Consider the following 12,568-nt stretch of genomic DNA (forward strand, 5'->3'; position numbering starts at 1 on the left):
AGGGGATTTGTTTATGCCGTGGCTTTGGTGGGCAGCACATCATTGGCAATCATTTCGCCAAACGGCCCGGTAAGGTTGGTCACGCCACGCCCGGCCAGGCTCGCGTACGGCTCGGGCAGCAGCGGGAACACCAACTCGGCAAAGCGGTAAGCCTCTTCCAGATGCGGATAACCGGAGAAGATGAAGCTTTCGATGCCCAGATCCGCGTACTCCTTGATCCGCGCCGCCACTTGCTGCGGATCGCCAACCAGCGCCGTCCCCGCGCCACCGCGTACCAGACCGACACCGGCCCACAGGTTCGGGGCGATTTCCAGATTGTCGCGACGGCCATCGTGCAACGCCGCCATGCGCCGCTGACCCTCTGAGTCAAACCGTGAAAAGGACTTCTGCGCCGCTTCTATCGTCTCGTCACTGATGTGCTCGATCAGTTTGTCGGCGGCTTTCCACGCCTCTTCGGCGGTCTCGCGGACGATCACGTGCAGACGAATGCCGAACTTCACCGTGCGACCGTGGCGCGCCGCGCGTTCGCGCACATCAGCGAGTTTTTCCTCGACGGCCGCCGGAGGTTCGCCCCAGGTCAGATAGACATCGACCTGCTCGGCGGCCAGATCATGCGCCGCGTCGGAGGAGCCGCCGAAGTACAGCGGCGGATAAGGTTTCTGCACCGGCGGGTAGAGCGCTTTGGCGTTCTGCACTTTCAGGTGCTCGCCCTCGAAATCCACCGATTCGCCTTGCAGCACGCGGCGCCAGATTTTCAGGAATTCATCAGTCACTTCGTAGCGTTCGCTGTGGCTGAGAAAGCTGCCGTCGCCACGGTTTTCATCCGGGTCGCCGCCGGTCACCACGTTGATCAGCAAGCGGCCGTTGGACAATCGATCCAGCGTCGCCGCCATCCGTGCCGATACGGTCGGCGAGATGATCCCCGGTCGAATCGCCACCAGGTAACGCAGGCGTTCGGTCAACGGCACCAGTGCCGAGGCGATCACCCACGAGTCCTCGCAGGAACGCCCGGTCGGGATCAACACACCGTGATAACCGAGGCTGTCAGCGGCTTGCGCGACTTGTTTCAAATAGTTGAGCGTGACCGGGCGCGCACCTTGGGTGGTGCCCAGATAGTGGCCGTCGCCGTGGGTCGGCAGGAACCAGAAAACATCCATGAACTGCTCCTTAAGCGATCTTCAGCAACGGTTTGATTTGCGTGGCGAACAGCGGCGCAGCGCGTTCGGCGGCCAGGCGGATGCGCGCTTTTAGCGGCTCGCTGGTGATCTGGTAGTCGGCGAAATCGGCCTCGGTGGCGTACACACCAATCGGCAAGGTCACGGCCTGGAAGAAACTGAACAGCGGGCGCAATTGGTGATCAAGCACCAGCGCATGGCGTTCGCTGCCACCGGTGGCAGCGAGCAGCACCGGGGTATCGATCAGCGCATTGAGGTCGATCAGGTCGAACAAATGCTTGAGCAGCCCCGGGTAAGAACCGCGATAAACCGGCGCTGCAACAATCAGCAAATCCGCTTGTTCGATGGCTTGCAGCTCGGCCTCGACTTCGGCGCTCAGCTCCTGACGCGAGAGGGCACCGCCGAGCGGACGGGCAATGTCACCGAGTTCGATCAAATGGCTGTCGATCGGCAAATGCCCGGCAAGTTCGGCCAGCAAGGCCTGGGTCAGCACCAACGTACGTGAGGGACGCCAGGTTCCGCCGGAGAGGGCGACGACTTTCAGAGGACGCGACATGATCAATTCCTTGTTTTCAACAGTTGCTCAGCGAGCAGTGGCTAAGTCACTGGGTTTGAGCAAACGCTGTACCAATTCCTGGAGGCCCGGTGTGGCGGGGCTTTAAGTGTTTTGCTCGCGGCCCTGTGTACGAATATGAGGTGACTTTGTTGAACCGCTGTTGCCTGAGCAACAGTTGCTGGAGCAACACTGAAGCGCCTATGGGGAGAAGTTATAAAGGCTAGTTGTTATTCCGCAAAAGACCGTTAATCGATATTTATAGATCGTTAACGAATATGTCTAAGGCTCTGCGAAAATCCTGATAGCCACTATTGAGAGCGTTGATTTCTGCGCGAGCGAGCCCGGGCGTAGCCTTTGTCCATCGACTACCACTGCTCGCCAGGACGCTCCCATGAATCATCTACTGACTGTTTCGCTGCTGCTCGCTGTCTCCGTACTTGCTGGTTGTGCCGGTCACGTTTCGCCAGAATTGCGCCCTTACAGCGCAGAAGAATCACGCGAACTGGCGATGGAAGCGCTGAACCGCAGTGGTTTGTCCTTCGACGAATACCACGCGAAAAAAGCCCAACTGCTCGGCCAGCCACAGAAGACTTTCGGCTTCGATAAACAAGGTGAGATGAGCGCCGAGCGAGCTGTACAGCTGCACGGTCGCCCTAGCTGATAACAAACTGTACTGCTGGAAGTTTTACTCAACTGTCCGTGGGTTTGCGCGGTGGCGTGAGATAGGGTCAACACCTGAATGACCCTGACGGATTGCCCACCATGACCCTCTCGCTTGATCTGCTGCTGGGCTTTGCCCTGTTTGCCCTTGTCACCTCGATTACGCCGGGGCCGAACAACACCATGTTGCTGGCATCGGGCGTGAACTTCGGCTTTAACCGCACCATTCCACACATGCTGGGCATTACCTGCGGATTTTTCGTCTTGGTGGTGGCGGTCGGTTTTGGGCTCGGCGCGGTGTTTCAAACCTATCCCATTCTTTATACGATCCTGCGCTACGTCGGCGCGGCGTATCTGCTGTATCTGGCGTGGAAAATCGCTCACTCGGGGCCGGTGGGCGACAACGTTCAGGGCGAGGCCAAACCGATCAGTTATCTCGGCGCTGCGGCGTTTCAGTGGGTCAATCCAAAGGCGTGGATCATGGCCATCGGCGCAATCAGCACCTACACGCCGATGCAGGGTTATTTCACCAATGTCGTGGTGATCGCGGCCGTTTTCGCCATCATCAACCTGCCGAGTGTCGGCGTCTGGGCTGCCTGCGGCACGCTGTTGCGCAATGTGTTGAAAGATCCGCGCTGGTTGCGTGTGTTCAACTGGGGCATGGCCGCGCTGCTGGTGATTTCGCTGTACCCGTTACTTCTCGAAAGCTTTCACTGACGCATAGCCTTCAACCCGCGGCCCGATGCCTGTTAAGCTCGCTTCAGGAGCGTTCCTACGCACTTTTAAATGAAGTTGTTCTTCTTTAACGGCATCCGATCAGGTATTGATGACGCTCTCGAACCGACGCGCAGCTCACAAGGCTGCGCGGTGCCGTTTGCAGACACGAGCCTCCTGATCCCGGAACACGCTCTGCGAGTCTTTTATGAACACACGTCCGTTGTATTTCGATTACGCCGCCACCACCCCGGTGGACGAGCGGGTCATCCAGGTGATGATCGAATGTCTGGGGTTTCACGGTAACTTCGGTAACCCGGCTTCCAGCTCCCACGCCTTCGGCCAGCAGGCCCGGCACACGGTCGAGCAGGCGCGCCGGCAAGTCGCCGAACTGGTGGGCGCCCAAGCCGAACAGATTGTCTGGACGTCCGGTGCCACCGAGTCCAATAACCTCGCCCTTAAAGGCGTGGCGCAGGCGCGCGGCGTGTCCGGCGGCCACATCATCACCAGTCAGATCGAACACAAAGCCATTCTCGATACCGCCCGCCAATTGCAGGACGCCGGCATCGCCGTGACCTATCTGGTGCCGGACGCCGATGGCCTGATCACGCCGCAGGCGGTCAGTGAAGCGCTGCGCGAGGACACCTTTCTGGTGTCGCTGATGCTGGTCAACAATGAGTTGGGCACCGTCAACGACGTACAAGCGATTGGCGAAATCGTGCGCAATCGAGAAGCGCTGTTTCACGTCGATGCGGCGCAGGGGGCCGGCAAAGTGGCGATCGATCTGGCGCAGTGGCCGGTCGACCTGATGTCGTTTTCGGCGCACAAACTCTATGGCCCCAAAGGCATCGGCGCGTTATATGTCGGCCCACGGGCACAGCAAAAGCTGCAGGCACAAATTCACGGTGGCGGCCACGAAGGTGGCTTGCGTTCCGGGACGCTGGCAACTCATCAGATCGCCGGAATGGGCTCGGCGTTTGCGCTGGCGGCTGCCGCGTTTGATGACGAAAAAAGCACGATCGTCGCGTTGCGCGAGCGTCTGCTCGAACAATTGCTGAGCCTGCCCGGCGTGCGCCTCAATGGCAGCGCCAGTCAGCGCATTCCGCACACCTTGAGCCTGACGTTCAGCGAAGGCGAATTCAACAGCGCCGCGCTGAGCCATTCGATCGCGTTTTCCGCGACCTCAGCGTGTAACTCCGCCAGTAACGCACCGTCTCACGTGCTGTTAGCGCTGGGGCATGATGCGCACCTGGCCGGGCGCACCATTCGCCTGAGCCTCGGCCGTTTCACCACCGCCGACGATATCGACAAGGCTTGCGAACTGATCAAGACCGCCTGCGCCAGTGCTCCGGCATTCTGGGCGACAGGGCTGTAAACCAGCCGACCTAACGGCTACGAACAATAACGATGAAGTGATTAGCAGGAGACATGATGAGTACCCAGACCTTGACCGAAGGATCGGTGCCCCAGCGCCTGGCGCACACCCGCGAGCTGATGCGTCGCGAAGGCATTCACGCACTCTTGGTGCCGTCTGCCGACCCGCATCTGTCGGAATATCTGCCGGGTTACTGGCAGGGCCGGCAGTGGCTGTCGGGTTTCCACGGTTCGGTGGGCACTTTGATTGTCACCAACGATTTCGCCGGTGTCTGGGCCGACAGCCGTTACTGGGAACAGGCAACCAAAGAACTCAACGGCAGCGGCATCGAACTGGTCAAGTTGCAGCCGGGTCAACCGAGTCCGCTGGACTGGCTGGCTGAGCAAACGCCGGAAGGTGGCGTGGTCGCCGTCGATGGCGCAGTAATGGCTGTGGCCTCGGCGCGCACGTTGAGCAGCAAACTCGAAGCGCGTGGCGCGCGTTTGCGTACCGACATCGATTTGTTGCAGGAAGTCTGGAGCGATCGCCCGACGCTACCGAATGCAGCGATCTATCAGCATCTGCCACCACAGGCGACCGTCAGCCGTGGCGAAAAACTCGCCAAGCTGCGCGAAACCTTGCAGACACGTGGCGCTGATTGGCACTTCATCGCCACCCTCGACGACATCGCCTGGCTGTTCAACCTGCGCGGCGGCGACGTGTCGTTCAACCCGGTGTTTGTGTCCTTTGCGTTGATCAGTCAACAGCAAGCCACGTTGTTCGTGGCGCTGAGCAAGGTTGATGCGGATTTGCGCGCCGTGCTGGAAGCCGATGGCGTCACCCTGCGTGACTACAGTGAAGTCGCTGAAGCCTTGCGCGCCGTGCCGAGTGGTTCGAGTGTGCTGGTGGATCCGGCGCGGGTCACCAGCGGACTGCTGGAAAACCTCGACAGCGGCGTGACGCTGGTCGAAGGTCTTAACCCGACAACGCTGGCCAAGTCGCAGAAAAGTGAAGCCGATGCTCAGCACATCCGCCAAGCGATGGAGCAGGACGGCGCGGCGCTGTGCGAATTCTTCGCCTGGCTGGAGTCGGCCTGGGGTCGTGAGCGGATTACCGAGCTGACCATCGACGAGAAACTCACCGCTGCCCGTGAACGTCGTCCGGATTATGTCTCGCTGAGTTTCAACACCATTGCCGCGTTCAACGCCAATGGCGCGATGCCGCACTATCACGCCACCGAAGAAGAGCACGCGGTGATCGAGGGTGATGGTCTGCTGCTGATCGACTCGGGTGGTCAGTACCTCGGCGGTACCACGGACATCACGCGGATGGTGCCGGTCGGTACGCCGACCGAAGAGCAGAAACGCGATTGCACGCGTGTGCTCAAAGGCGTGATTGCGCTGTCGCGAGCGCAGTTCCCGAAAGGCATCCTGTCGCCGCTGCTCGACGCCATCGCCCGCGCGCCGATCTGGGCTGAGAGTGTCGATTACGGTCACGGCACCGGTCACGGCATTGGCTATTTCCTCAACGTTCACGAAGGCCCGCAGGTGATTGCCTACCAAGCCGCGCCAGCACCGCAAACCGCGATGTTGCCGGGCATGATCACCTCGATCGAGCCGGGTACCTATCGTCCGGGTCGTTGGGGGGTGCGCATCGAGAACCTGGCGATGAATCGCGAGGCGGGCAGCAGCGAATTCGGCGAATTCCTCAAGTTTGAAACCTTGACCCTGTGCCCGATCGACACTCGCTGCCTGGTGCCGGCGCTGCTGACTCAGGAAGAGAAACAGTGGTTCAACGCCTATCACGCTGAAGTGCGTGAGCGTTTGAGCCCGTTGCTGGAAGGTGCTGCGCTGGAGTGGTTGAACACGCGTACTGCTGCCATCTAAACGATTGACGCTCGGGCGCTGTCGCCAGCGCCCGAGTGATGGCTTCGAACTAGATCTGGCGCAATGCCTCTTCGACGAAGTCGAGTCGATCCTGACCAAAGAACAACTGGTTGCCGACGAACATGCTCGGTGCGCCAAACACGCCGCGTTTAACCGCAGTCTCGGTATTCTCTTTCAGCACAGCTTTGACGGATTCGTCATTGGTCAGCGCCAGTACTTCCTGCGGATCGAAACCGTGTTCACTCAATACCGCTGCGACGGTTTGCGGTTCGTCCATGCTGCGGCCATCGACCCAAAGCGCTGTGAACAGACAATCGATAAACGCTTGGAAGCGTTCCGGCTGACGCAGTTGGATGCCCGTGACGGCGCGCATCAGCATCAACGTGTTGATTGGGAAGTGCGGGTTGAATTTCAGCGGCACGCCGTAGCGTTTTGCATAGCGATCCAGATCTTGAAACATATAGCGACCCTTGGCCGGGATCATCGCGGGGGAGGCGTTGCCGGTCGCCTTGAACACGCCGCCGAGCAGCATCGGGATATAGATCAGTTCGCTGCCAGTCTCTGCGCAGATTTTTGGCAATTGGCTGTAGGCCAGGTACGTGGCAGGGCTGCCGAGGTCGAAATAGAACTCCACGGTTTTCGTCATGGTTGCTGCACTCTCATTATCGTTATGGGCGGCGGGTTTACCAGCGTTCATTCCATGGACGCAGATCCAGCTCGAATGTCCAGGCATCGCGCGGCTGACTGTGCAGGTACCAATAGTTTTCGGCGATGTGCTCGGGGTTGAGAATGCCATCCTGATCCTTGGTGGCGTATTTCTCCGGGAAACTGTTGCGAATGAAGTCGGTATCGATCGCACCGTCGACCACCACATGGGCGACATGGATGTTCATCGGCCCCAATTCCCTTGCCATGCTTTGTGCCAGTGCGCGGATACCGTGTTTGGCGCCGGCGAATGCGGCAAACCCTGAAGCTCCGCGTAACCCGGCGGTAGCGCCAGTGAACAGGATCGTGCCGCGATTGCGCGTGACCATGCGCTTGGCCACTTCGCGTGCATTGAGGAAACCCGAGAAGCAGGCCATCTCCCAGATCTTGAAATATTTGCGGGCGGTTTCTTCGAGGATGCTGCACGGCACGTTGGCGCCGATGTTGAAGACGAACGCTTCGATCGGGCCAACGCGGGTTTCGATGTCTTCGATCAGCGCGATCACGTCTTCTTCCTTGCGCGCATCGCAGGCGAAACCGTGTGCTTCGCCGCCGTCTGCCTGAATGGCGTCTACCAGCGGCTGCAATTTGTCGGCACTGCGTCTTGTGACGCAGGCAACGAATCCTTCTTTGGCAAAGCGCTTGGCAATAGCGCCGCCCGTAGCATCGCCGGCTCCGACAACCAACACGACCTTCTTGTTATTCATGGGTAGATCCCTTTGCTAAACGATCGTTAAGTGAACGAACGTTATGCTATGATTCCGACAACGTCAAGGCGGTCAATTTCGAGGGCAAACACATGCGTTACTCCGCCAGTCACAAACTGGAAACCCGGGAAAAGCTGCTGCAGAGCAGTTCGCTGTCGGCAAAGCGTTCGGGGTTTTCTACGGTAGGCGTCGATGGTTTGATGAAGGCTATCGGCTTGAGTGGTGCGGCGTTCTACAGTCACTTCGCGTCGAAGGATGCGTTGTTTACCGCTATCGTCGAGCGCGAATTGGGCCAGAGCCTGGAACGGTTGGGCGGGCAGGGCACTCAGGATCACGAGCGACTGCAGCGTTGTCTCAAACATTACCTGAGCATGGCCCATGTCGAGCAGCCCGAATCCGGCTGTGCCTTGCCATCGCTGGGTGCGGAGATCGCCCGTTCTGATATTCAAGTGCGTGAGCAGGCAGAGCTGTGGATCTGCCGGTTGCAGGAGAGTTGGGCGAAAATATTGGAGAGCGACAGCCTGGCGTGGTCAGTGCTATCGCAATGTGTCGGGGCGTTGGTGGTGGCGCGTATGCTGGCCACACCGGACATTCAGCACACAGTGCTGAAGTCCAGTCAGGAAGAAATCGCTCGGCAGATCGCCAGACCGCAATGAGTTATTTGCAGATGACGATCATGCTGCGGCTGGTGTAGCCGGCAGGGTTGAGGCCGAAAGGATAATCGCCAGGCTCTTCGACGCCATCCCCCGATTTGGCAATGACTTTATAGCCCTTGGGGGCACAGGCGTTGGCGGCGTGGGTGTAGCACTTGTCCCAGGAGGACGACAGCCCTGAACAGTTGATGTGCAGCCCCTTCTTACCGCGTTTTACCTGGGTTTCCGATGTCGCCGCGCAGCCTGCAACTGAGAGTATGGCGATCAATATCAAAATTCGTTTCATTACCGTCCTTATGGCAGCCAGAAGTCTGTTGCTCTGGTCTGCCTGTATGCGATCGCGCTTGAAGCGTTCTGACGTCCGTATTCGAAAAAATCCATGCCTGACACTGAGTTAACGGACTAAACATGGCCTAAATAAGCGGCAAATGCCAGACCTTCGTCAAATCCTGTTTCAATCGGCCGCAATGGCGGGCTTCGCGCCGCTGCCCATTGTCAGGGTAGCTCCGACGGAGGCGAGAATAATGCACAGGATCGCCATCCATTGTGACAACGTCAGGTATTCCTGCAGAAACAGCAGGCCTGATAGCGCGCCGAATGCGGGCTCGATACTCATCAAGGTGCCGAAGGTGCGCGCGGGCATGCGGGTGAGTGCAACCATTTCCAGGGTGTAGGGCAGGGCGGTGGAAAGGATGGCCACGCCGATAGCGATCGGGATCAGCGAGGGCGTCAGCAAAGCAGCGCCTGCATGCACGATGCCGATGGGCGCGACGAACAGGGCGGCGATCATCACGCCCAACGCTGCGGTCGTTACGCCATTGTCTGCCCCGGCCTTCTGACCGAAGAGGATATAGAGTGCCCAGCAGACACCGGCGCCCAATGCGTAACCCGCACCGACCAGATCAATGCCGGCAGTAGTCGCGCCTGTGGGGATGAGAAGGAACAAGCCTGCAGCCGCCAAACCAATCCAGAGAAAATCGATAGCACGACGTGATGCGTAAATGGCGACGGCCAGTGGTCCGGTGAATTCCAGTGCGACGGCGATCCCCAGTGGGACTGTGCGCAATGACATATAGAAGAGGAAGTTCATCCCGCCCAATGCCATGCCGTAGACAATGACCGTGCGCAGCGACTTGGCCGTCAGCTTGGCGCGCCATGGACGCAGCAATAGAAGCATGATCACACTGGCGAAGATCAGTCGCAGGGTCGTAGTGCCTTGGGCGCCAACCACCGGGAACATGCTTTTGGCCAGCGAGGCACCGGACTGGATCGATGCCATGGCTATTAATAGCAGGCCAACCGGGAACAGCATTGAGGCAAGCGAGCGGGGTTGGTCATTCATAGCGGAGGCGTCATCCAGGGTATATAGCAGGCATTTTTGAGTTGTTGGGCAATATACTGCGCATTCGCTACGATGGCGTCTATATATAAGCAGGCTTTTTGCGTTTATCGATAGAAAAATGAAATCAGGGGTTGACGGCAGATTTCATGCGTCTATAATTCGCCCCACTTCCGGCGCAGTCGAAACGGAAAACTCCTTGAGATTCAATGAGTTATGTAGGTTTCGACAGCAAGTGCTTCATTTCATCGAAACCAAAAGGAAGTTGAAAAAGAGGTGTTGACAGCAGCGTGTAACGCTGTAGAATTCGCCTCCCGCTGACGAGAGATCTGAAGCGCAAGTGGTTGAAGTTGTTGAAGAATTCTTCGAAAACTTCTGAAAATAATCACTTGACAGCAAATGAGGCTGCTGTAGAATGCGCGCCTCGGTTGAGACGAAAGATCTTAACCAACCGCTCTTTAACAACTGAATCAAGCAATTCGTGTGGGTGCTTGTGGAGTCAGACTGATAGTCAACAAGATTATCAGCATCACAAGTTACTCCGCGAGAAATCAAAGATGTAACCAACGATTGCTGAGCCAAGTTTAGGGTTTCTTAAAAACCCAAAGATGTTTGAACTGAAGAGTTTGATCATGGCTCAGATTGAACGCTGGCGGCAGGCCTAACACATGCAAGTCGAGCGGATGAGAGGAGCTTGCTCCTTAATTCAGCGGCGGACGGGTGAGTAATGCCTAGGAATCTGCCTGGTAGTGGGGGACAACGTTTCGAAAGGAACGCTAATACCGCATACGTCCTACGGGAGAAAGCAGGGGACCTTCGGGCCTTGCGCTATCAGATGAGCCTAGGTCGGATTAGCTAGTTGGTGAGGTAATGGCTCACCAAGGCGACGATCCGTAACTGGTCTGAGAGGATGATCAGTCACACTGGAACTGAGACACGGTCCAGACTCCTACGGGAGGCAGCAGTGGGGAATATTGGACAATGGGCGAAAGCCTGATCCAGCCATGCCGCGTGTGTGAAGAAGGTCTTCGGATTGTAAAGCACTTTAAGTTGGGAGGAAGGGCAGTAAATTAATACTTTGCTGTTTTGACGTTACCGACAGAATAAGCACCGGCTAACTCTGTGCCAGCAGCCGCGGTAATACAGAGGGTGCAAGCGTTAATCGGAATTACTGGGCGTAAAGCGCGCGTAGGTGGTTCGTTAAGTTGGATGTGAAATCCCCGGGCTCAACCTGGGAACTGCATTCAAAACTGTCGAGCTAGAGTATGGTAGAGGGTGGTGGAATTTCCTGTGTAGCGGTGAAATGCGTAGATATAGGAAGGAACACCAGTGGCGAAGGCGACCACCTGGACTGATACTGACACTGAGGTGCGAAAGCGTGGGGAGCAAACAGGATTAGATACCCTGGTAGTCCACGCCGTAAACGATGTCAACTAGCCGTTGGGAGCCTTGAGCTCTTAGTGGCGCAGCTAACGCATTAAGTTGACCGCCTGGGGAGTACGGCCGCAAGGTTAAAACTCAAATGAATTGACGGGGGCCCGCACAAGCGGTGGAGCATGTGGTTTAATTCGAAGCAACGCGAAGAACCTTACCAGGCCTTGACATCCAATGAACTTTCCAGAGATGGATTGGTGCCTTCGGGAACATTGAGACAGGTGCTGCATGGCTGTCGTCAGCTCGTGTCGTGAGATGTTGGGTTAAGTCCCGTAACGAGCGCAACCCTTGTCCTTAGTTACCAGCACGTAATGGTGGGCACTCTAAGGAGACTGCCGGTGACAAACCGGAGGAAGGTGGGGATGACGTCAAGTCATCATGGCCCTTACGGCCTGGGCTACACACGTGCTACAATGGTCGGTACAAAGGGTTGCCAAGCCGCGAGGTGGAGCTAATCCCATAAAACCGATCGTAGTCCGGATCGCAGTCTGCAACTCGACTGCGTGAAGTCGGAATCGCTAGTAATCGTGAATCAGAATGTCACGGTGAATACGTTCCCGGGCCTTGTACACACCGCCCGTCACACCATGGGAGTGGGTTGCACCAGAAGTAGCTAGTCTAACCTTCGGGAGGACGGTTACCACGGTGTGATTCATGACTGGGGTGAAGTCGTAACAAGGTAGCCGTAGGGGAACCTGCGGCTGGATCACCTCCTTAATCGACGACATCAGCTGCTCCATGAGCTCCCACACGAATTGCTTGATTCATTGAAGAAGACGATAGAAGCAGCTTTAAGCTCCAAGCTGATAGCTCCAAGCTAACAGTTACGCGCTCGAAATTGGGTCTGTAGCTCAGTTGGTTAGAGCGCACCCCTGATAAGGGTGAGGTCGGCAGTTCGAATCTGCCCAGACCCACCAATTTTGTTATGGGGCCATAGCTCAGCTGGGAGAGCGCCTGCCTTGCACGCAGGAGGTCAACGGTTCGATCCCGTTTGGCTCCACCATATAACTGCTTCTGAAAGCTTAGAAATGAGTATTCCATTGAGAATATTGATTTCTAGTCTTTTGATTAGATCGTTCTTTAAAAATTTGGGTATGTGATAGAAAGATAGACTGGACGTTACTTTCACTGGTAACGGATCAGGCTAAGGTAAAATTTGTGAGTTCTCTTAAATGAGAAATTCGAATTTTCGGCGAATGTCGTCTTCACAGTATAACCAGATTGCTTGGGGTTATATGGTCAAGTGAAGAAGCGCATACGGTGGATGCCTTGGCAGTCAGAGGCGATGAAAGACGTGGTAGCCGTCTAATAGAAAATCTCTTGGGGATGAAAGCGTGTATGCCGGAGCTCGCTGAAGGGTGTCACTATGCGTGGGGACGATCGTG

11 protein-coding genes, 2 tRNA genes and 1 rRNA gene are annotated in these 12,568 nt (G+C 57.1%); 8 read left to right on the forward strand and 6 right to left on the reverse strand.

Translation table 11 applies throughout. The features are described from left to right. Positions 1 to 11 precede the first annotated feature (11 nt). Positions 12 to 1,157, reverse strand: coding sequence for an FMNH2-dependent alkanesulfonate monooxygenase (gene ssuD / locus ACIP66_RS12370; RefSeq protein ID WP_400648403.1), 1,146 nt, complete (start codon positions 1,155 to 1,157; stop codon positions 12 to 14). Between the two features lie 10 nt (positions 1,158 to 1,167). After that, a complete protein-coding gene (gene msuE, locus ACIP66_RS12375; protein ID WP_053122173.1) occupies positions 1,168 to 1,731 on the reverse strand; it encodes an FMN reductase in 564 nt (187 codons plus the stop codon). Positions 1,732 to 2,122: 391 nt separating this feature from the next. On the opposite strand from msuE, the gene ACIP66_RS12380 reads away from it, so the two are divergent. The 4 genes from ACIP66_RS12380 (at position 2,123) to ACIP66_RS12395 (ending at position 6,345) form a co-directional block, all read left to right on the forward strand. Beyond that, positions 2,123 to 2,392, forward strand: a complete 270-nt coding sequence (locus tag ACIP66_RS12380) for a hypothetical protein (protein ID WP_053122171.1) — start codon at positions 2,123 to 2,125, stop codon at positions 2,390 to 2,392. A 101-nt stretch (positions 2,393 to 2,493) separates the two neighbouring features. Next, entirely contained in the window at positions 2,494 to 3,108 is a 615-nt protein-coding gene (locus ACIP66_RS12385) for a LysE family translocator (protein WP_053122169.1), read from the forward strand. A 205-nt stretch (positions 3,109 to 3,313) separates the two neighbouring features. Continuing rightward, entirely contained in the window at positions 3,314 to 4,480 is a 1,167-nt protein-coding gene (locus ACIP66_RS12390; RefSeq protein WP_212543659.1) for an aminotransferase class V-fold PLP-dependent enzyme, read from the forward strand. A gap of 56 nt (positions 4,481 to 4,536) precedes the next feature. Beyond that, positions 4,537 to 6,345, forward strand: a complete 1,809-nt coding sequence (locus ACIP66_RS12395) for an aminopeptidase P family protein (protein WP_400648408.1) — start codon at positions 4,537 to 4,539, stop codon at positions 6,343 to 6,345. Positions 6,346 to 6,394: 49 nt separating this feature from the next. Here ACIP66_RS12395 and ACIP66_RS12400 read toward each other — a convergent pair whose 3' ends face one another. Together ACIP66_RS12400 and ACIP66_RS12405 are read right to left on the reverse strand one after the other, a co-directional pair. Then, entirely contained in the window at positions 6,395 to 6,991 is a 597-nt protein-coding gene (locus ACIP66_RS12400; protein WP_212549082.1) for a 2-hydroxychromene-2-carboxylate isomerase, read from the reverse strand. A 37-nt stretch (positions 6,992 to 7,028) separates the two neighbouring features. Further along, positions 7,029 to 7,757: an SDR family oxidoreductase gene (locus ACIP66_RS12405; protein WP_212543656.1), complete on the reverse strand. Its 729-nt coding sequence runs from the start codon at positions 7,755 to 7,757 to the stop codon at positions 7,029 to 7,031. A 92-nt stretch (positions 7,758 to 7,849) separates the two neighbouring features. Between ACIP66_RS12405 and ACIP66_RS12410 the strand changes: the two genes are divergently transcribed. Next, complete coding sequence (locus ACIP66_RS12410) at positions 7,850 to 8,413, forward strand: TetR/AcrR family transcriptional regulator (RefSeq protein WP_212543655.1); 564 nt, start codon at positions 7,850 to 7,852, stop codon at positions 8,411 to 8,413. A 1-nt stretch (position 8,414) separates the two neighbouring features. On the opposite strand, the gene ACIP66_RS12415 is transcribed toward ACIP66_RS12410, so the two are convergent. Both ACIP66_RS12415 and rhtA read right to left on the reverse strand, forming a co-directional pair. Beyond that, positions 8,415 to 8,696 (reverse strand): hypothetical protein, encoded by a 282-nt coding sequence (locus ACIP66_RS12415; RefSeq protein ID WP_400648412.1) that lies wholly within the window; start codon positions 8,694 to 8,696, stop codon positions 8,415 to 8,417. A gap of 168 nt (positions 8,697 to 8,864) precedes the next feature. Then, a complete protein-coding gene (gene rhtA, locus ACIP66_RS12420; RefSeq protein ID WP_159815690.1) occupies positions 8,865 to 9,752 on the reverse strand; it encodes a threonine/homoserine exporter RhtA in 888 nt (295 codons plus the stop codon). A gap of 611 nt (positions 9,753 to 10,363) precedes the next feature. Here rhtA and ACIP66_RS12425 point away from each other — a divergent pair. The 3 genes from ACIP66_RS12425 (at position 10,364) to ACIP66_RS12435 (ending at position 12,186) form a co-directional block, all read left to right on the forward strand. Continuing rightward, positions 10,364 to 11,900 (forward strand): 16S ribosomal RNA (locus tag ACIP66_RS12425). Positions 11,901 to 12,023: 123 nt separating this feature from the next. After that, a tRNA-Ile gene (locus ACIP66_RS12430) sits at positions 12,024 to 12,100 on the forward strand. Positions 12,101 to 12,110: 10 nt separating this feature from the next. Continuing rightward, positions 12,111 to 12,186 (forward strand) — tRNA-Ala (locus ACIP66_RS12435). Positions 12,187 to 12,568: the final 382 nt, after the last annotated feature.

This window comes from Pseudomonas sp. NPDC088429, assembly GCF_044753305.1.
GTDB classification, from domain to species: Bacteria; Pseudomonadota; Gammaproteobacteria; order Pseudomonadales; family Pseudomonadaceae; genus Aquipseudomonas; species Aquipseudomonas rustica.